The sequence below is a fragment of the Azospirillum ramasamyi genome (genome assembly GCF_003233655.1).
GTDB lineage: Bacteria > Pseudomonadota > Alphaproteobacteria > Azospirillales > Azospirillaceae > Azospirillum > Azospirillum ramasamyi.
Map to the genome: position 1 here is coordinate 2,374,991 of NZ_CP029829.1, position 18,346 is coordinate 2,393,336.

At 69.9% G+C, this 18,346-nt stretch carries 16 protein-coding genes; 6 read left to right on the forward strand and 10 right to left on the reverse strand.

The features are described from left to right. Positions 1-18: 18 nt before the first annotated feature. Together DM194_RS11165 and DM194_RS11170 are read right to left on the reverse strand one after the other, a co-directional pair. Positions 19-2,043 (reverse strand): methyl-accepting chemotaxis protein, encoded by a 2,025-nt coding sequence (locus DM194_RS11165; protein WP_246024197.1) that lies wholly within the window; start codon positions 2,041-2,043, stop codon positions 19-21. 223 nt (positions 2,044-2,266) lie between these two features. After that, the gene (locus DM194_RS11170; protein WP_246024198.1) at positions 2,267-3,127 is read right to left on the reverse strand and encodes a thermonuclease family protein; all 861 of its coding nucleotides are present in this window, start codon (positions 3,125-3,127) and stop codon (positions 2,267-2,269) included. Between DM194_RS11170 and DM194_RS11175 the strand changes: the two genes are divergently transcribed. Both DM194_RS11175 and DM194_RS11180 read left to right on the forward strand, forming a co-directional pair. Beyond that, positions 3,126-4,670, forward strand: a complete 1,545-nt coding sequence (locus DM194_RS11175; protein ID WP_111067382.1) for a M48 family metalloprotease — start codon at positions 3,126-3,128, stop codon at positions 4,668-4,670. The genes DM194_RS11170 and DM194_RS11175 overlap by 2 nt on opposite strands. A 228-nt stretch (positions 4,671-4,898) precedes the next feature. Continuing rightward, positions 4,899-6,842 carry an adenylate/guanylate cyclase domain-containing protein gene (locus DM194_RS11180; RefSeq protein ID WP_246024199.1) on the forward strand — a complete coding sequence of 648 codons (1,944 nt, stop codon included), beginning with the start codon at positions 4,899-4,901 and terminating at the stop codon, positions 6,840-6,842. A gap of 195 nt (positions 6,843-7,037) precedes the next feature. Here DM194_RS11180 and cobT read toward each other — a convergent pair whose 3' ends face one another. The 3 genes from cobT to DM194_RS11195 all read right to left on the reverse strand — a co-directional run bounded on the left by cobT (position 7,038) and on the right by DM194_RS11195 (position 10,812). Next, entirely contained in the window at positions 7,038-8,909 is a 1,872-nt protein-coding gene (gene cobT, locus DM194_RS11185; RefSeq protein WP_111067383.1) for a cobaltochelatase subunit CobT, read from the reverse strand. A gap of 200 nt (positions 8,910-9,109) precedes the next feature. Continuing rightward, on the reverse strand, positions 9,110-10,114 hold the full coding sequence (cobS, locus tag DM194_RS11190) for a cobaltochelatase subunit CobS (RefSeq protein ID WP_111067384.1): 1,005 nt from the start codon (positions 10,112-10,114) through the stop codon (positions 9,110-9,112). Between the two features lie 74 nt (positions 10,115-10,188). Further along, positions 10,189-10,812 carry a J domain-containing protein gene (locus DM194_RS11195; RefSeq protein WP_246024200.1) on the reverse strand — a complete coding sequence of 208 codons (624 nt, stop codon included), beginning with the start codon at positions 10,810-10,812 and terminating at the stop codon, positions 10,189-10,191. 156 nt (positions 10,813-10,968) lie between these two features. On the opposite strand from DM194_RS11195, the gene DM194_RS11200 reads away from it, so the two are divergent. Beyond that, on the forward strand, positions 10,969-11,244 hold the full coding sequence (locus DM194_RS11200; protein WP_111067386.1) for a BolA family protein: 276 nt from the start codon (positions 10,969-10,971) through the stop codon (positions 11,242-11,244). A 255-nt stretch (positions 11,245-11,499) separates the two neighbouring features. Next, positions 11,500-11,979: a ribbon-helix-helix domain-containing protein gene (locus DM194_RS11205; protein ID WP_111067387.1), complete on the forward strand. Its 480-nt coding sequence runs from the start codon at positions 11,500-11,502 to the stop codon at positions 11,977-11,979. A 69-nt stretch (positions 11,980-12,048) separates the two neighbouring features. On the opposite strand, the gene DM194_RS11210 is transcribed toward DM194_RS11205, so the two are convergent. The 5 genes from DM194_RS11210 to DM194_RS11230 all read right to left on the reverse strand — a co-directional run bounded on the left by DM194_RS11210 (position 12,049) and on the right by DM194_RS11230 (position 15,907). Continuing rightward, the gene (locus tag DM194_RS11210; protein ID WP_111067388.1) at positions 12,049-12,669 is read right to left on the reverse strand and encodes a DUF2889 domain-containing protein; all 621 of its coding nucleotides are present in this window, start codon (positions 12,667-12,669) and stop codon (positions 12,049-12,051) included. Positions 12,670-12,795: 126 nt separating this feature from the next. Next, the gene (locus tag DM194_RS11215; RefSeq protein WP_111067389.1) at positions 12,796-13,257 is read right to left on the reverse strand and encodes a CBS domain-containing protein; all 462 of its coding nucleotides are present in this window, start codon (positions 13,255-13,257) and stop codon (positions 12,796-12,798) included. Positions 13,258-13,422: 165 nt separating this feature from the next. Next, a complete protein-coding gene (locus tag DM194_RS11220; protein ID WP_111067390.1) occupies positions 13,423-13,920 on the reverse strand; it encodes an SRPBCC family protein in 498 nt (165 codons plus the stop codon). A gap of 131 nt (positions 13,921-14,051) precedes the next feature. Next, on the reverse strand, positions 14,052-15,197 hold the full coding sequence (gene aroB / locus DM194_RS11225) for a 3-dehydroquinate synthase (protein ID WP_111067391.1): 1,146 nt from the start codon (positions 15,195-15,197) through the stop codon (positions 14,052-14,054). 50 nt (positions 15,198-15,247) lie between these two features. Beyond that, positions 15,248-15,907 (reverse strand): shikimate kinase, encoded by a 660-nt coding sequence (locus tag DM194_RS11230; protein WP_111067392.1) that lies wholly within the window; start codon positions 15,905-15,907, stop codon positions 15,248-15,250. Between the two features lie 381 nt (positions 15,908-16,288). On the opposite strand from DM194_RS11230, the gene DM194_RS28090 reads away from it, so the two are divergent. Then, positions 16,289-16,429 carry a hypothetical protein gene (locus DM194_RS28090; RefSeq protein ID WP_162630000.1) on the forward strand — a complete coding sequence of 47 codons (141 nt, stop codon included), beginning with the start codon at positions 16,289-16,291 and terminating at the stop codon, positions 16,427-16,429. Further along, a complete protein-coding gene (locus DM194_RS11235; protein ID WP_111067393.1) occupies positions 16,410-18,335 on the forward strand; it encodes a hypothetical protein in 1,926 nt (641 codons plus the stop codon). Before DM194_RS28090 ends, DM194_RS11235 begins: the two co-directional genes overlap by 20 nt. The last annotated feature ends 11 nt before the right edge of the window (positions 18,336-18,346 follow it).

The window sequence follows — 18,346 nt, forward strand, 5'->3', positions numbered from 1 at the left end:
GAGAGGTGCTGATAACGGTCAGGCGGCACGGATGCCGACCAGGAAGGTCTCCACCTCACGGCGAAGGTCCGCCGCCTGACGCGACAGGCCGGTGGAGGCGTCCAGCACCTGCGTCGCCGCCCGGCCGGTCTGGGCGGCCGCCTCGTGGACCTGTGCGATGTTGCCGCTGACCTCGCCGGTGCCCTGGGCCGCCTGCTGGACGTTGCGCGAGATCTCGGCCGTGGTGGCGCTCTGCTCCTCGATGGCGGCGGCGATGGTGGCGGCGATCCCGTTCATCGTGCCGATGGTGCCGCCGATCCCCTCGATGGCGTTCACCGTGCCGCGCGTGGCGCTCTGCACGCTGCTGATCTGGGCGGAGATATCCTCGGTCGCCTTGGCGGTTTGGTTGGCCAGCTGCTTCACCTCCGAGGCGACCACCGCGAATCCCTTCCCGGCCTCGCCCGCCCGCGCCGCCTCGATGGTCGCGTTCAGCGCCAGCAGGTTGGTCTGGCTGGCGATGTCCTGGATCATCTTGACCACCTCGCCGATGCGCGCGACCTCTTCGGCCAGGCTGCGGACGGAGCCGGTGGTGTCCTGCGCCTCGCGCACCGCCTGGGCGGCGACGCCGTTGGAGCGGGAGACCTGCTCGCTGATCTCGCGGATCGAGGCGGTCATCTCCTCCGTCGCCGAGGCCACGGTCTGCACGTTCACCGACGTCTGCTCCGCCGCGGAGGTGGAGGCGGAGGCCTGACGGCTGGTCTCCTCCGCCAGCGCCGCCATGGATTCGGCGGTTTCGCTCAGCTGGGCGGAGGCGCCGGACACGCTGGTCAGGATGGCCGACACCGTATGGTCGAATCCCTGCACCATCCGTTCGACGGCTGCCGTGCGCTTTTCTCTGGCGGCGCGCTGCGCCTCCTGCTCGGATTCCAGGCGCACGCGTTCGATGGCGCTTTCCTTCAGCACCTGGATCGCCCGTGCCATCGCGCCGATCTCGTCCGGCAGCGTGGAATAGGCGATATCGACGCCGAGATCGCCATCGGCCAGCCGCACGACGGTGGCGGTCAGGGAGGCGAGACGCCGCGTGACCTGGGCCGACAGCACGATCAGCACGATACCGAAGGTGATGCAGACCGCCGCCAGGACCGCCGCGGCAAGGATCAGTTGGGTCCAGGCCTGGGCCACGCTCTCCCGGTTCGACTCGTGCGCCACCGACAGGGCGGCATCGCGCATCGTCAGGATGTTGTTCAGCATCGGCGTCACCCAGGGACGCCACTCGGAAAGCGTCAACGGCGGCGCCACGCCCTTGCGCGCGGCGTCGATCACGCTTTGGAAGCGCTGTTCGCCCTCCGTCATCATCGTCGTGCGCACATGCTCCAGCGCCCTGGTCAGCTCCGGCGGGTTGCCGAGATTGAGCACCGCCTGCTGCATCATCTGCCAGAGCCCGGCGATCCTGCCGGTCATCTCGGTCGCCGCCTGCAGCCGCTCCGGCCCGAAGGCCATGCCGCCGACGAACAGCCCGACGGAAGCGGAGCGGGTGCCGCCGACATCGCGCATGTCCTGGGCCAGCCGTGCCAGATTGACGTGGCCGAACAGGTCGGGGCCGGTGACGATGGTGGCGCGGTAGGCATCGTCGATGGCCTTGCCGACATTCTGGTTGGCCGTGGAGATGGCATCGACGGTGGCCGCGGCGATGGTCGCCGGCCGGGCCGGCTTGGCCTGCTCCGCCGCCTGCCGGGCGGCTATCCGCGCCGCCTTCAGCTGGTTGACGGCGGTGACGATCGGGGTGGGAACCAGGCCGGCGGCTTCGATCTGCTCGCGAGCCTTGATCAGCGCCGCATCACTGGCGGCGATGGCGGCCTCCAGCGGCTGGGCCGCGCTGGCGTCCAGCGGCTTTTCGCTGTCGAAGGCGACCGCCCAGCGCCCCCGTTCGCTCGCCAGCAGGGGGCCGACCTGCAGGGCCGCCTCGAATGCCGACAGAGAGCTTTCCGTCCGGTTGCGCTGCCGGAGATCGCTCACGGCGTTCCAGGCAAGGATGACCGCCATGCAGATCGGAAAGACGGCCATCAGAACAATTGCGCACAGAATTTTCGCGCTGATACTCATCCGATGCTCCCCCCGCGTGGCGCGACAAGTCCATTCGCGGTCAAGGTTAGCAACGGTCATTCGCCGAAGGTCAGTCAGGGGCCGTCCTGATTGTCCGCCTTTCAATCGTTGCACGCCAAGCCATCACCGGAAACCGGCGCGCTCGGTGAAGGCCTGATGCGGGGCCCGGCTTCGCAGGCTTCCTTCACTCCTCCTCGTCCTCCTCCCAATCCTCCTCTCCCTCCGGCGTCGGCGCCACCGCCGCATTCCGCACCGCCTCGCGTTCCAGCGTCTCGATCTGCTCGGGGTGGGTGATCTCGATCATCGGGCCGTTGCGCAGGGTGATCCAGCCGCGCACGCGCACGCGCCGTCCCTCGAAGGACAGCGGGTCGATGCCGGCGCGTGAGACCTCGCGCATGGCGGCGCGGCCGATATGGACGGTGAGGTCGCTGCGCCAGTCGGCGCCGAAATCCAGCCAGGCTTCGCCGCCGGTCTTGGAAACGGCCAGCACCACCCCTTCCGCCAGTTGGAAGCCGTCGCGGTCGCGGGCAAGCTCCTCGGGGTCGCCGGCGTCGCGCACCGCATAGACCCGGCTGCGCCACATCCCGCGCCCGGCGTTGCGCGCAGCATCCTCGCCGGCCAGCAGTTCGGCGGCGTAGGCGCGGGCGTCTGGGCGGGTGTGGACGCGGGCCAGCCCGCGGACGAGCATGGCCGATTGCAGCCACAGGCCGTCCTCCCGCACCAGATGGGCGAGCAGCCGGCCATGGCGGTCGACCGGCGCCGGCCCGTGCACGACGACGCGGCGGCCGAGCGCCAGATCGGACAGCGCCCGGGTTGCCGCCTCCGCCAGCGGCCAGACGCGGCCGTCGGCGGGAGCCGCGCTGCGCGGCGGCTTGGCGGCTTCGATCCCCGCCAGCCGGACGCGGCGGCCATCCTCCAGTTCCAGCGTGTCGCCGTCGAGCACCGCGGTGACGCGCAGCGGCTCCGCCGAGGCGACGCCGGCCAGCAGCATCCAACCCAGCAGAAGAACCGGCAGGCCCATAAGCGGGAGCTGGACAATTCGCATGGAGATCGCCGTCTTTGCGGAACAACCGCCGCCGGGCGGGGTTCTGACCGGTATGCCGATCCATGCCCCCTTCCGCAAGCCGTTCCGTGCCGCGCTGGCAGCCCTGTGTCTGGCCGTCGCGGCGCCCGCCCTGACCGCCCCCGCCCCGGCAACGGCCGGGCTGCTGGACAATGTCCTGTCCGGCGGCGTCCTCTCCGGCGGCGACGAGGCGGCACTTGGCGCGCAGGAGCATCCGAAGATCCTGGCCCAGTTCGGCGGGGCGGTGAAGGACGCGCGGCTGCAAGGCTATGTCGAGCAGTTGGGCCGCAAGCTGGCCTCCACCACGGCGCGGGCGGGGGAACCCTGGACCTTCACCGTGCTGGACAGCGACGTGGTCAACGCCTTCGCCGTTCCCGGCGGCTATGTCTACGTCACCCGCGGCCTGTTGGCCCTGGCGAAGGACGAGGCGGAGGTGGCCGGCGTGCTGGCGCATGAGATCGCCCACATCACCGCCCGTCATTCGGCGCAGCGCCAGACCCGGCAGACCATTGCCGGCATCCTCGCCGCCGGGGTCGGGCTGGTGTTCGGCAACGACACGCTGGCGCAGCTGGCCGGGCTGGGCGGCACCGCGGTGGTCGCCAGCTATTCGCGCGAACAGGAGCTGGAGGCCGACCAGCTCGGTGTCGAGACGTTGCACCGCGCCGGCTACGATCCCTTCGCCATGGCGACCTTCCTGGAAACCCTGCGCCGCGACAGCCAGTATGCGGGCCTGCGCTCCGGCAACAGGGGCGGGGGCGGTTTCGACTTCTTCGCCAGCCACCCGGCGACCGAGGAGCGCGTGCAACGCGCCGCCGACCTCGCCCGCGCCATTCCTGCGGGCGGAGCCCGCCCGCGCGATCCTTACCTGGCGGCGGTCGACGGCATGGTCTATGGCGACAGCCCGGAGAACGGCTATGTCCGCGACCGGACCTTCGCCCACCCGCAGCTGGGCATCGCCTTCACCGTGCCGCAGGGCTATTCCCTGCTGAACGGCGCGGAACAGGTGATCGCCAAGGGACCGAACGGCGCCGCCATGGCCTTCGACGGCGGATCGGCGGCCGGCGTCTCCGACCCGGCGTCCTTCCTGACCGGGGTGTGGGGGAAAGGTGCCAACCTGTCCAACCTGCAGCGCATCACCATCGGCGGCATGCCGGCCGCCACCGCCACCACCCGCGGCGAGGCGGAGGGCGGGAGCGCCGACATCCGGCTGGTGGCGATCCGCATGCCGGACGGGAAGATGTACCGCTTCACCTTCCTGGCGCCCGCCGGAAACCTGGCTCGTTTCGATGCCGACTTCCAGGCGACGGCCAACAGCTTCCATCAGTTGACCGCGCAGGACGCGGCCCGCTACCGCCCACGCCGCGTCCAGGTGGCGACGGTGCAGCCCGGCGACAGCGTCGCCGGCTTCGTCCGCCGCATGCCCCAGGAGCCTTATGCCGAGGAGTTGTTCCGGATCATCAACGACCTGCCCCCCGGCACGCCGCTGCAGCCCGGGCAGCAGGTGAAGGTCATTGTTGGCGAGTAGGATGGCGGGTAGGGGCGGTGAATAGGACGTCTACGAACATCAGCTTGGCCCTATGAAATCCGCTTAAGGATACAGCCCGCCGGGTTGCTCCCGAACGTACGGGCGGGTAGGCTGTACCGTATGCCCGACAGCCCCTCAGCACGCGTACAGTTGCCTCTTCCCGCCCCGGCGCCGGCCGCGAAGGCGGATGGAAGGACGGCTGAACGTACGGGCACCAGGACGCGGGGGATGCTGGCGCCCGAACCGGCGAAACGGCGCCGTCTGCGGCTGCCGATCGCCGCGGTGCTGGTCGCCGGGTTCGGGTCGCTGATGCTGGCGGCGGTCGCCAGCGTGCTGATCCTCGGGCTGGTGAGCGCCAGCACCAACACCTTCGCCCTGCTGAACGACAAGGCCGATCTGGCGCTGGCCGGGGTGGAGGTGCGGGTGCGCCACCAGCTCGACCCCGCGCGGGAGATGGCGCGCTTCGTCGCCGGGCTGATCGAGCGCGGCGAGTTGCAGACGGCCGACGGCACGGCGATGACCGACACGCTGCGCGGGGCGCTGGCCGGCGCGCCGGACGTGACCGGACTGGCCTTCATCCGCCCTGACCTGACCGGGGTGCGCGTCGGCCGGCTGAACGGCGGGCTGACGGCCGAACCCTTCGACCTGCAGGGCGGGAGCGACATCGCGCCGGAAATCCTGGACGGCCCCAACCGCAGCGCCGCGACCTGGGCCGACCCGCGCTGGCTGAAGGAGGCGCAGAACAGCTTCCTCACCCTGTACCAGCCGGTTCGGCGCGATGGCCGCTATCTGGGGCAGGTGGCGGTCGGCGTGTCGCTGGGCGACCTGTCGCGCTTCCTGTCGGTGCTGTATGTGGAGCAGGGGCTGAACGCCTTCGTGCTGTACGACCACAGCCATGTGCTGGCCCACCCGGCCCTGGTCGGCCGCAGCTTCGATTTTTCCGGCAAGCTCGATGGGCCGCCGCTGCCGCGGATCGACCAGGTTGACGACCCGGCGCTGGCGGCGCTGTGGACCAGCGGCGTCCCGGTCCAGTCGCTGACGAGGCGGGTCGAGGCGCGCAGCGTGCGCGTGCTGGGCAGCGACTACACCTTTCTGACCCGCAGCATGGCGGGATACGGCCAGCAGGACTGGATCATCGGCATCGGCTATCGCGATGGCGAGATGGGCGTCGAGATCCGCAGGCTCTACATCACCGGCGCCGTCGGCCTCGCCATCCTGCTGGTGTCGGTCGGGGTGGCGCTGCTGGTCGGCCGGCGGATCAGCCGGCAGGTGGCCCGGCTGGCCGAGGCCGCGGACCGCGTCCGCGCCTTCGAATTCCGCACCATCGCCGACCTGCCGGATTCCCGCCTGCGCGAGATGGCGCGCGCCGCCACCGCCTTCAACGCGATGGTCGCCGGCCTGCGCTGGTTCGAGACCTATGTGCCGAAGGCGCTGGTCCTGCGGCTGATGCGCCAGCGCGAAACCGAAGGCGGGCTCGATTCCGTCCAGCGCGAGGTGACAGTGATGTTCACGGACATCCGCGGCTTCTCGCGCATGGCCGAGCATATGGCCGCCGCCGACACCGCCACCCTGCTGAACGAGCATTTCACCCTGCTCGCCGCCTGCATCGAGGCGGAAGGCGGCACGGTGGACAAGTTCATCGGCGACTCGCTGATGGCCTTCTGGGGCGCGCCGGAGGCGCAGGAGGACCATGCCGTCCGCGCGCTGCGCGCCGCGGTGGCCATCCATCACGCCATCCGTGCCGACAACCGCCGCCGTGTCGCCGCCGGACAGGCACCGATCCATGTCCGCATCGGCCTGCACAGCGGCCCGGTGGTGGTGGGCAACATCGGCTCCGACAGCCGCATCAACTACACCATCGTCGGCGACACGGTGAACGTCGCCGCCCGCATCGAGGAGCTGTCGGGCGGACTCCAGGGCGAAGCCGAGGTGATCGTGCTGACCAGCGGCGTCACCGCCGCCAAGGGCAAGGATGCCGCACCGCTGGTCCGCCAGGGCGGCCGCTCCCTGCGCGGCCGCACCGGCATGACCGAACTCTGGCGGCTGGTGCTTGAGGATGAAAGGAAGGACGCCGCGAAGGCGGCGCCAGCGGCGCCAGCAGCGCCAGCGGCGACGGCGAGCGCACCGGCGGCGCCATCACTCCCTCTTCCGCCCCGGGAGAGGGAAGGGTGAGGAGTGATCCGAGGAAGCATGCGGTTCTGGTTGCTTGCGCCACCTCTCCCCACGCCTGACGGCGCGGATCCCCTCCCTCTCCCGGGATGGGAGAGGGTATTTCAAGCCTCCAGGTAAGGATACACCCTGAACCGGGTCGATGTTTCCAGCTAAGTCTTTGATAAAGCTGGAAACACCCTCCCCTTGATCCTTACGTCAACGCCAGCCGCGACGGCCACCGCGGCGGTCGTCCTCGTCGAACAGTTCGGCCAGCTTGTTCATCATCGTACCGCCCAGCTGCTCCGCATCGACGATGGTGACGGCACGGCGGTAGTAGCGGGTCACGTCGTGGCCGATGCCGATTGCCACCAGCTCCACCGGCGAGCGGGTCTCGATCTGCTCGATGGTCTGGCGCAGATGGCGTTCCAGATAGTTGCCGGCATTCACCGACAGGGTGGAGTCGTCCACCGGTGCGCCGTCGGAGATCACCATCAGGATGCGGCGCTGTTCCGGCCGGCCGAGCAGGCGGTTGTGCGCCCACTGCAGCGCCTCGCCGTCGATGTTCTCCTTCAGGATGCCTTCGCGCAGCATCAGGCCCAGATTCTTGCGGGCGCGGCGCCACGGCATGTCGGCCGCCTTGTAGACGATGTGGCGCAGGTCGTTCAGCCGGCCGGGATGCGGCGGCTTGCCGGCGGCGACCCAGGCCTCGCGCGCCTGCCCGCCCTTCCAGGCGCGGGTGGTGAAGCCCAGTACCTCCACCTTCACCGCGCAGCGTTCCAGCGTGCGGGCGAGGATGTCGGCGCTCATCGCGGCGATGGAGATGGGCCGGCCGCGCATGGACCCGGAATTGTCGATCAGCAGCGACACCACCGTGTCGCGGAAGTCCATCTCCTTCTCCTTCTTGAAGGAGAGCGGCAGGACCGGGTTGGCGACGACGCGGGCCAGCCGGGCGGCGTCGAGGATGCCTTCCTCCAGGTCGAAGTTCCAGGAGCGCTGCTGCTTGGCCATCAGCCGGCGCTGCAGCCGGTTGGCCAACTTGGAGATCACGCCCTGCAGATGCTGCAGCTGCTGGTCCAGCAGATGGCGCAGCCGCTCCAGCTCCGCCGGGTCGCAGAGATCGGCGGCGTCCACCACCTCGTCGAACTGGGTGGTGAAGGCCTTGTAGGCGTTGGGATCGGGCTCGTTGCGGCGGTTGACGTCGTTGCGCCAGGGCTGGCCGGGGCCGGCGGGCTCCTCCGCCCCCTCGCCCTCGCCCATCTCCATGTCGCCTTCCTCGCCGGCGCCATCCTCGGCGCTGTCGCCGGCCTCCGAGGAGTCCTGCATCTCGGACGAGGCCATGGATTCGGACTCGGACTGATCCTCGTCCTGGCCGCGGGTCTGGCCGTTATCGGGCGAGTTCTCATCCTCGGAGGACTGGGTCTGCTGGTCCTCCTCCTCTTCCTGGTCGGTTTCCTGACCGACTTCCATGTCGAGGTCGGCCAGCAGCCGGCGCACGGCCTTGGCGTAGGCTTCCTGGTCGCCGGCGAAGGCGGCAAGACCCTTCATGTCCTTGCCCAGCCGCTCCTCGATCCAGGGGCGCCAGAGGTCGACGGCATGGGCGGCGGCGGGCGGCGGCGCGGCGCCGGTCATCGCCTCGCGCGCCATCAGCCGCAGCGCCTCGGCCAAGGGCACCTGCCCGCGATCCTCGACGCGGTCGAGTCCCTGGCGGGTGTAACGGTCGTCCAAGGCCGCTTCGAGATTGTGGGCGACGCCGGCCATGTCGCGGCTGCCCAGAGCCTCGCAGCGCGCCTGCTCCAGCGCGTCGTAGGCCTGTCTGGCCGCATCGCCCAGCGGCATGCGGTGGGCATGCACCGTGGCGTCGTGATAGCGCAGCCGCAGGGCCACGGCATCGGCCGCCCCGCGCAGCTTGGCGACCTCGACCGGGTTCAGGTCGCGCGCCGGCAGCGGCACCCGCACCCGCTGGCCCGACAAGCCCGGCGGATCGGACGAAAAGCCCACCTGCACCTCCGCCCGCCGGGACATGGCGCGCACCGTTGCGGTGGTGGACCGCTTGAAGGCCTCGACGGGGGTGTCGTTCTGGGTGGTCATCGCGGGGCGTCTTTGTTCTTGGGTAAAGCTAAGGCGCGGTGGGCAAGATTGACACGCGGTCGGACATTGCCCTCACGGGCATGCCGGGACTTGAACCGCCGATGAAAGCCCTTGCCCGGAAATGCCGCCCGTCCCGATCCGTGTGAATCCTTGCGTGCCGCGCCCCGATTTCGCTGAAGAACAGGGCGCGGCACGCGATATCACACGAGGTTCGCCTGGACTCCCGTTTCCGGCAGTTCGACGCCGAAGCAGCGCTGGTAGTATTCGGCCACCGTCGGCCGCTCCACCTCGTCGCACTTGTTGAGGAAGGTGATGCGGAAGGCGAAGGCGACGTCGTTGAAGATGCGCGCGTTCTCGGCCCAGGTGATGACCGTGCGCGGGCTCATGACGGTGGAGATGTCGCCGTTGATGAAGCCGGCGCGGGTCAGGTCGGCCAGGCGCACCATCGACGCCACAGTGTCGCGGCCCTTGGCGTCGTCATAGGACGCGACCTTGGCCTGGACGATCTTCATCTCGGCGTCGACCGGCAGGTAGTTCAGGGTCGCCACGATGTTCCAGCGGTCCATCTGGCCCTGGTTGATCTGCTGCGTGCCGTGATACAGGCCGGTGGTGTCGCCCAGGCCGACGGTGTTCGCGGTGGCGAACAGGCGGAAGGCCGGATGCGGGCGGATGACGCGGTTCTGGTCGAGCAGCGTCAGCTTGCCCTCCACCTCCAGCACGCGCTGGATCACGAACATCACGTCGGGACGGCCGGCGTCATACTCGTCGAACACCAGGGCGCAGGCATGCTGCAGGGCCCAGGGCAGGATGCCCTCGCGGTATTCGGTGACCTGCACGCCGTCGCGCAGCACGATGGCGTCCTTGCCCATCAGGTCGATGCGGCTGATGTGGCTGTCCAGGTTGACGCGGATGCAGGGCCAGTTCAGCCGCGCCGCCACCTGTTCGATGTGGGTCGACTTTCCGGTGCCGTGATAGCCCTGGACCATGACGCGGCGGTTGTAGGCGAAGCCGGCGAGGATGGCCAGCGTCGTATCCCGGTCGAACCGGTAGGCGCTGTCGAGGTCGGGCACATGCTCCGAGCGCTGGCTGAAGGCCGGCACCTGCATGTCGCTGTCGATGCCGAAGACCTCGCGCACCGAAACCGTCGTGTCGGGCTTGTGGTCAAACAGGGCCGAGCTGGCCTGGGTCGCTCCTTGGGAAGCCATGGGTGGTTTCTTACGTTCCAGCGAGTGTCGGTTGTCCAGCGGCCGCGGGGGTGACCCGGCCCGCCAACGGAGGTTCAGGCAGCATAACAGGCTTTCAGCGTATTGTAGGCCTGATTGATTTCTTTCAGGCGTTCTTCCGCAGCCTTGTCGCCGCCGTTGGCATCGGGATGATGCATTTTCGCAAGCTCCCGATAGCGTGCCTTGATGCGCGTGAAGTCCACGGGGGGCGTCAGTTCCAGGATGGCCAGTGCCTTTTCCTCGTCGGTGCGGGCATGGGTCCGGCGGTGCGCCTTTTCCTCGTCCTTCGTCTTGCCGGCGTCATGGCCGAATTCGAAACTGAAGCCGTTGACCACGCGGTCGCGGATGAAGCGCTCCTGCGTCGTCCATTTGCCGAGCGGCCAGCTCGGCCGCTGCCAGGTGGTGTCGCGCCGCACCTCCGCCTCGATCTGATCGGTGGACATGCCGGCGTAATAATCCCAGGCCCGGTTGTACTCCCGGACATGATCCAGGCAGAACCACCAGTATTCGTTGAGGCTGCTGCGGCTTTTCGGCGCACGGTATTCGCCCGCGGCGACGCAATCGGGGTGGTCGCACACACGGGTGGCCGCACGCGGGGCGGCGTAGCTGTCGTAACTGGAGCGGGCGCGGTTCCTGGTCATCGGGCAAGTATGGGAAGAGCCGATGCCTCTGGCAAGCATGCCGAATCGGGCTTCCGTCATCCGCAACACGCGGGTCGCGGCGCTTGACAGACGGTGAATCGCACCCTCTCCTTTCCGGTGCTGATCGCCGGGGGGAACCGCCCCTCCGGCGGACGCCCCTCCACCGCTCATGCGAGAGAAACCGGGAACCCGCACATGGAATACGCCACCCGCATCCGCGAGAAGCTGACCGCCGGACTGGCGCCGGATCGTCTGGAGGTGGTCGACGACTCCGCCCGGCACGCCGGCCATGCCGGTGCGGACGCCGCAGGCGAGACCCATTTCCACGTTACCGTCGTCTCCGCCGCCTTCGCCGGCAAGTCGCGGGTGGAGCGCCAGCGCATGGTCTATGCCCTGCTGGCCGAGGAGTTGCGCGAGCGGGTGCACGCCCTGGGCCTGACGACCCACGCCCCCGGCGAAGCCGGAGCCTGAGCGCCGGTCCGCCTCTTCCGCCACGTCGTCGCTCGTTTCCCGCCGCTCAAGTAACCCGCGATGGAGGGGCCGGAAAAAGCATACATATGGATGCAACCAGGAGTCGATTTTTAAAAGTTCCGTAAGAATGAAAGGCGCGTGCGTGGTTGCATTTCTCGCAGAGTTTAGTAAAGTACAATAAATGCAACCAATTATCGCGCCGTGGCGGACACAAACTTCGCATGTCCGCCGGCGGCTTCGTGGAAGGGGCTGCGAATGGCGAAGCGTGGGCCGAAGAAAAAGTGGACGAACACCCCACAGGCGGGGGTGGAACCGTTGAGAAGCCAGAACATCATGATCGGCGGTCATCGCACGAGCATGCGGCTGGAACCGTCGATGTGGGATGCTCTGGAGGAGATCGGCCGCCGGGAGGGATTGACCGTCAATCATCTCTGCACGCAGATCAAGGAACGGATTGAGGAGCAGGCGCGCCGCCGCGGCATCAACTCCAAGGATGCGGACGTCACCCTGACCTCCGCCGTGCGTGTCTTCATTGCCTCATACTACCGGCGGGCTTGCACGGAGGACGGTCATGTGCGCGCCGGCCATGGCGGCAGCGATCCGTTCATCGGCACGCCCTTTGAATTGCAGGATGCCGATGACGCCGACGGCGGCAAGTCCGTGGTCGCGGCGGGCGGCAGCTTCCTCACCCCCGGCGGTCAATCCGCATCGCCAGGCACCCATCTGGAGGCATGAAGGCGCGCGGCGGCCGGACCACCGGCTGCGGCCCGCCGGCTTCTCGGCTGTTTGCCGTGGCGGCGATGCCTATTCCGCCGCTTCCTCGCGGGTGGAATCTTCGCTTTGGCCGCCGGTGTAGTGGGCAGGCCAATTCTTGCGCACCACTTCGCCGTTGCTGTCGAAGATGTGGCACATGTTCAGCAGGACCGGCCGTTTTCCGTCGTCGTGGGCAGGCTTGCCGGCCGCCTTCGCCCGTTCGGCCGCCTCGCGCGCCAGGATCGGGTAAACGGTCTGGAAGGCGGTGGTCGCCAGCGGCCCCAGCAACTCCACCAGATGGGTGCAGCCCTTCGGCCCGCCCAGCCGGTCCTTGACCGCACGGGTCCAGCCCGGACCGATGCGCAGGCCGACCAGCTTCTGGAACTGCGGCGTGATGCTGCCGCAGGCGTTGTAGGGGCTGTGCTCGGTGACCGCCTCCACCGCATGGACGGTCAGCTTGTCGTCGACGGTCAGGCGCATCCACATCTGGTGGATCGGCGTTCCCGGTTCCAGATGCCCGCGCTGCTCGGTATGGAACCCATAGCTCTTGACGTCGGTGAGATGCCCTTCGATGTCCCACAGCCCGTCGGCGCGCCGGAAGCCCTGGCAGGTGACGCGGCGGGTGTGGATCGGCTCGCGCGCGGCGGGCGCGGACAGCGAGGGCGCGGACATCGGCTTTCCAGTTCAGCAGGGAGGATGGCTTATCCTCGACTATCGGGTTGACCGGGCGCCCGGTCAACCCGACCCCGCCGCAACGCAGCGTTACCTATAGGTCAGCCCCGTCGTCGGTTCGGCCCCTCAGTCAAGCCTGGCCTCCGCCGAATAGCCGGAGCCGAACATGTAGGCTTCGCGGCTGCGCAACTCGTCCTCCAGATGGGCGCGGACGACGGCGAACAGGTCGCGGATCGACACCATGCCGACGACCTCGCCGCCGACCGCGATGGGCAGGTGGCGGTAACGGCGCTGTTCCATCAGGTCGAGCGCGGAGAGTGCCATGGCCGAGGGTTCCAGCGTGTCGGGATCCTCGGTCATCACGGCCGACAGCGGCGTGGTGTCGGGGTCGAGTCCGGCGGCCACCACGCGTACGGTCATGTCGCGTTCGGTGAAGATGCCTTTCAGCACCCGCCCTTCGGTGACCAGCACCGCGGCGATGCGCTTCGCTGCCATCAGGGCGGCGGCATCGCGCACGGTGGCGTCCGGCGGCAGGCAGGACAGCTCCTGGTTCTTGATGACGTCCGGCATCAGTCGGCGTGTCGGCATGTGTCCCAGCTCCCTCGTGATTGCAGGTTTTGTGGACGAACGATGCACTCGACCGCGTTTTTGCAACGCGGCATGCCGATCCTGTCAGCTTAATGAACGGATAGTCAATAGAACTGATTGTTGAAACGATATGGGTTTCAGGATTGGCTTTCGCTTCCGGCGGTTTTACTGCACGGAATCAAGCCGTTTGCGCAGGCCCTCGAAGCCGCTGGTGTAGATGCCGGCGATGGTCTTGCGCGCCTCCGCATCGGGGGCTCCGTTGGCCTCGAAGCTGGAGGACCAGATGATGCGGGTGTTGCTGGCGTCCACCGGGCTGAGTTGGATGGTGGAACTGTAGTTCTTCACCGGCAGCGGTCCGCTCAGCAGCGTGTAGAGCAGGCGGTGCTTGGCGGCGTCGACGGCCATCAGACGTTCCTGGATGACGCCGCCGCCCTTGAGGGCGAGGTCGCGCTCCTCCGTGCCGCCGGTCTTGCGCAGGGTGCAGCCCTCCACGGCCGGATGCCAGTCGGCAATGGCGCAGAAAGGCGCGATCTGTTTCCAGACCTGTTCGATCGGCGCCTTGATCGTCGCCTGCTCGCTCACTTCAAGCGCCATGGCCGGCGCCGCAGCCGACAGCAGCGCCGCCGACAGTCCAAGCGCCGATAGTCCAGTTATCGCCTTCATCGCCCTTCCTCCCTTGGTCGCCGCGACGGGACGGCCGCGGTCTTGGCCGGAAGTATGGGCAGGCAACGGCGAAGGCCGCTATTGTGCGGAAGACTGACTATCCGCAAATGTTCTGATAAAGGGGGCGGGCATCAGGCCGGGGTCACCGCCTCTTCCAGAACGGCGCGGACCGCGGCGGCATCGACGTCGCGGCGGGTGAAGGCGTTGCCGATGCGGTCGGCCAGGATGAAGGTGATGCGGCCGTCCTGCACCTTCTTGTCCTTGGCCATCGACCGCACCAGCCCGTCCACGTCCCAGGCGACGCCGGGGATGTCGGCGGGGCGCACCGGCAGCCCGACCTCGGCCAGATGGGCGCGGGCGCGCCGCGCATCCTCCGCCGGGCACAGGCCCAGCCGGACCGACAGGTCGAAGGCCAGGACCATGCCGATCGCCACCGCTTCGCCATGCAGCAGGGTCTGGCCGAAGCCGGTCGCCGCCTCCAGCGCATGGCCGAAGGTGTGGCCCAGGTTCAGCAGCGCCCGGTCGCCGCTCTCGCGCTCGTCGACGCCGACGATGTCGGCCTTGGCGCGGCAGCTGACCGTCACCGCATGGCGCCGGGCGTCGCTGTCGCCGTCCACCACGCGCCGGCCGTTCCTCTCCAGCCACGCGAAGAAGTCGGGCTGGCGGATCAGGCCGTATTTCACCACCTCGGCATAGCCGGCCAGCACCTCGCGCCGCGGCAGGGTGTCGAGCGTGGCGGTGTCGGCGATGACCAGCCGCGGCTGGTGGAAGGCGCCGATCAGGTTCTTGCCGTGGCGGCTGTTGATGCCGGTCTTGCCGCCGACCGAACTGTCGACCTGGGACAGCAGCGTCGTCGGCACCTGGATGAAGTCGATGCCGCGCAGGGCCGACGCGGCCGCGAAGCCGGTGATGTCGCCGATCACCCCGCCGCCCAGCGCCAGCAGGACGGTGGAGCGTTCGATGCCGCGGCCCAGGATGTCGTCCATCAACTGCTGGAAATGGGCGAAATCCTTGGTCTTCTCGCCGGGGGGCAGGACGATGGCCGGCTGCGGCGCGATCCCCGCCGCCAGCATCGCGGCGTTCAGCGTGTCCAGATGCAGCGGCGCCACGTTGGCGTCGGTCACCACGATGGGCGCCCGGCCGCGGGTGACGGCGGCGATGCGCTCGCCCGCGTCGGCCAGCACGCCGTCGCCGACCAGGATGTCGTAGCTGCGGGCGCCCAGCTCCAGGCGGACGGTGTCGATTGCGGCCGGGGTGGTGGCGGAGACGGAGGTCATCGGGGCAGTCCGCGAAGCTGGGGTTTCAGGATAGGGCGTGTGGACCGGCGTCAGGGGGCGTCGGCCTTGGCGGTCCGGCCGCCGCGCGGCTGGCGGTGGGGGAGCTGGACGCCGAAACGGGCCTCCAGCGCGTCGATCACCAGTTCCACCGTCACGTCGGGCGGGCGTTCGTCGCTGACCACGGTCAGGTCGGCCTCGGCATAGACGGGATAGCGCTGCTCCATCAGCCTGCCCAGGATGGCGCGCGGGTCGCCCTGGTTCAGGATGGGGCGGTGGGTGCGCCGCGCCGTGCGGGAGACCAGCACGTCCAGTTCGGCGTGCAGCCAGACCGAAACGCCGTACTGGCGGATGGCCGCGCGGGTGTCGGGGTCCATGAAGGCGCCGCCGCCGGTCGCCAGGATATGCACCGGCTCGTCCTTCAGCAGGCGGGTGATGATGCGGCGCTCGACGGAGCGGAAGACCGGTTCGCCGTCGCGGGCGAAGATCTCGGCGATGGTGCAGCCGGCCGCGGCCTCGATCTCGGTGTCGGCGTCGCGGAAGGGCAGGTGGAGCCGGGTCGCCAAGCGGCGCCCGATGGCGCTCTTGCCGGCGCCCATCAGGCCGACCAGCACCACGGTGCGCGGCAGCAGCGGCGACCTGTCCTCCGCCGTTCCGGCCCCCGTCTCCGGAAGCAGGGCCGCCGTCCCCTTGTGCAATCCCGTCACGTCCATCTGATCCGCCACCCGCACCCGCAACTCCGCTGTCGGCCCGATCCGGCGAGACAGCCGTCATGCCGCTGAAACAGACAACACTCATACCCGCCGAAAGCTGGCCGGCACAAGCGCGCTCCCAGGCGCCTTTCCGGAAAGCGCTTCCGGGAAGCCGGCCCGAAAAGCCCGGTGGGCGGGTTGCGCGGCGGTCCAACCTGAGGCTACACTGCGCCGCCGCCGAACGGTGTCACCGTCGGCGGCGATCCCGGCCGCCGGTTCCGCCGAGGCCGGGGTGCGGATGCTTTAACAGAAAAGCCATCGCTTGTCCCAAGCCCTGCGACCGCCGGGCATGGTAGCTCCGCCCCGATCCGCTGTTTCCCGACACAACGCGTCCTTGGTGCCATGAGCCGGTTTCTCTCGATCCTTTTCGTCCTGCTGTTGGTGGTCACCGCCGGTGGCATGATTTTCCTCGCCTCATGGGACCTGCCGGCTCCATCGAAGACGGTGGAGAAGGTTCTGCCGGATGAGCGCTTCCCGCGCTGAGCCCCGACCATCGGCCGGGGCCGTCCCGTCATCGGCTCTGCTGCTGGCCGTCCTGCTGGCGGCCGGATGGATGGGGACCGCCACGGCGCAGATCGTCGGCCCACCGGTCAGGCTGACGCCTGACGCCGGAACCGAGGCGCCTGCTTCGGTCCCTGCCCCCGCTGCCGCCCCGGCTGCCGTCACCGCCCCCCTCCCTGTCGTCGTGCCGGCCTATCCGCCCGCGGTCACTCCGCCGCCCGCCGTCTCCCCCGTGGTGGCGCGGCCGGCGCCGGTGGCGCGCGAGGCGCTGGGCGCGCCCGATCCGGACGGCGCGGGCACGCTGAGCGGGCCGCAGGGGCTGGGTGCCGACCCTTGGCGTGGCATCGGCCGGGCGGAGCTTCTGCCGCTGATCGCCGCCCTTCCGGTCGACACCCCCTCTCCCACCGTCAAGGCGCTGGAACGCCGGCTGCTGCTGAGCGCCGGGTCGCCGGCCGTCGCGGAGGGGGAGGCGCCGCCGCCCCGCCGCTTCGGCGCGCTCCGCATCGAAAAGCTGGCGCGGATCGGCGACCCCGCCGGGGCGGCCGATCTGGCGGCCCTGCTGCCCGCGGCGCTGGCGGCGGACGAGACGGCGGCGAAGGCGCTGACCGACGCGGAGCTGGCGCGCGGCGGCCTGGACTGCACCCGCGCGATTGCCCGCGGCAAGAGCTTCGCCTCCGTCTACTGGACCAGGCTGGCGCTGTTCTGCCATGCCCGCGTCGGCAACCTCGCCGGCACGGACGAGGCGCTGGCGAGCCTGCGAAACAGTGGCCGGCGGTCTGACCCCTTCCTGATGGTGGCCGATGCGCTGGCCGGCGCCGCGCCGCCGCCTGCCCGCTCGCTTCTCCTGCGGCAAGGCGAACCCGACGGGCTGGCGCTGACGCTGGCCGCCATGCGGACGGCGCGGATCGGGGTGCCGCCCGACCGGCTGCCGCTGGACAATCCGCAGGCCCTGGCCGCCGTCGCCACCAACCCGTTCACCGATCCCGCCACCCGTGCGGCGGCGGGGGAGCGCGCGGCGGCGTCCCTGTTCCTCGATGCGCGCCAACTGCTCGACCTCTATGTCCAGGTGCCGCCGTCGGGCGACGAGCTGTTGCGGGTCGGGGACATCGCCCGGCGCGACCGTGGCGCCCGCACCCGCGCCCTGGTCCATCAGGCGATGGCGGCGGCGATGGACGGGCGGCGGCGCATCGCGCTGGCATCCCTGGCGGTGGAACTGGTCGATCCGCGCCTGCGCGCCGGGCCGGTGGGCGGTGCGGCGGCCGGGCTGCTCGACACCGTGTCGCCGGGCGGGGACGCCGCGGCGCTGGCCCCGGCGGCGGCACGGCTGTATTACGCGCAGGGCCGGCTCGATCAGGCGCGGCGCTGGCACGATCTGGCCCTGCGCAGCGGGCGGAGCGCCGACAGCGCCTGGCTGTGGCCGCTGGCCGTGGTGGCGACGCGGCGCGGGGGGGACGATCCGCGCGCGCTGGCCGCATGGCTGGAGGAGGCCCTGCGCGGCGCCGACGCGCCGGCCCGCAGCCGCATCGCCGGCCAGTTGGCCCTTCTGCAGGCGGCGGGCGTCGCAGTGCCGGACGAGCTATGGATGCAGGCCACCGACGGCGCCGGGCCGCCCAGCGGCAGCGAGGCCGGGGTCGATCCGGCGCTGTGGCAGCGGCTGGGCGATGCCGCCGCCGGCGGGCGGGTGGGCGAGACGGTGGTCGCCGCCCTGCTCCTGCTGGGGGAGGCCGGGCCTGCCGGCCTGCCGCCGGTCGTCACCGCGCGGGTGGCGGCCAACCTGAAGTCCGTCGGACTGGAGGCGGACGCCCGCGCCCTCGTCCGCGAGGCCATGGCGGCCATCGCCGGCCCCACCGTTCCCGATCCCGCCCTTTCCGAACGGGGCGCGCAATGACCTCATGCCCG

Excerpts from the sequence above, each read along its gene's own strand:
- DM194_RS11220 (WP_111067390.1), bottom strand. The coding sequence starts at position 13,920 with ATGAAGGCGATAACTGGACTATCGGCGCTTGGACTGTCGGCGGCGCTG.
- aroB (WP_111067391.1), bottom strand. The coding sequence starts at position 15,197 with ATGACCTCCGTCTCCGCCACCACCCCGGCCGCAATCGACACCGTCCGC.
- DM194_RS11205 (WP_111067387.1), top strand. The coding sequence starts at position 11,500 with ATGGCGAAGCGTGGGCCGAAGAAAAAGTGGACGAACACCCCACAGGCG.
- DM194_RS11215 (WP_111067389.1), bottom strand. The coding sequence starts at position 13,257 with ATGCCGACACGCCGACTGATGCCGGACGTCATCAAGAACCAGGAGCTG.
- DM194_RS28090 (WP_162630000.1), top strand. The coding sequence starts at position 16,289 with ATGAGCCGGTTTCTCTCGATCCTTTTCGTCCTGCTGTTGGTGGTCACC.
- DM194_RS11230 (WP_111067392.1), bottom strand. The coding sequence starts at position 15,907 with ATGGACGTGACGGGATTGCACAAGGGGACGGCGGCCCTGCTTCCGGAG.
- DM194_RS11210 (WP_111067388.1), bottom strand. The coding sequence starts at position 12,669 with ATGTCCGCGCCCTCGCTGTCCGCGCCCGCCGCGCGCGAGCCGATCCAC.
- DM194_RS11170 (WP_246024198.1), bottom strand. The coding sequence starts at position 3,127 with ATGCGAATTGTCCAGCTCCCGCTTATGGGCCTGCCGGTTCTTCTGCTG.
- DM194_RS11175 (WP_111067382.1), top strand. The coding sequence starts at position 3,126 with ATGGAGATCGCCGTCTTTGCGGAACAACCGCCGCCGGGCGGGGTTCTG.
- DM194_RS11235 (WP_111067393.1), top strand. The coding sequence starts at position 16,410 with ATGAGCGCTTCCCGCGCTGAGCCCCGACCATCGGCCGGGGCCGTCCCG.
- DM194_RS11200 (WP_111067386.1), top strand. The coding sequence starts at position 10,969 with ATGGAATACGCCACCCGCATCCGCGAGAAGCTGACCGCCGGACTGGCG.
- DM194_RS11195 (WP_246024200.1), bottom strand. The coding sequence starts at position 10,812 with ATGCTTGCCAGAGGCATCGGCTCTTCCCATACTTGCCCGATGACCAGG.
- DM194_RS11165 (WP_246024197.1), bottom strand. The coding sequence starts at position 2,043 with ATGGCCGTCTTTCCGATCTGCATGGCGGTCATCCTTGCCTGGAACGCC.
- DM194_RS11180 (WP_246024199.1), top strand. The coding sequence starts at position 4,899 with ATGCTGGCGCCCGAACCGGCGAAACGGCGCCGTCTGCGGCTGCCGATC.
- cobT (WP_111067383.1), bottom strand. The coding sequence starts at position 8,909 with ATGACCACCCAGAACGACACCCCCGTCGAGGCCTTCAAGCGGTCCACC.
- cobS (WP_111067384.1), bottom strand. The coding sequence starts at position 10,114 with ATGGCTTCCCAAGGAGCGACCCAGGCCAGCTCGGCCCTGTTTGACCAC.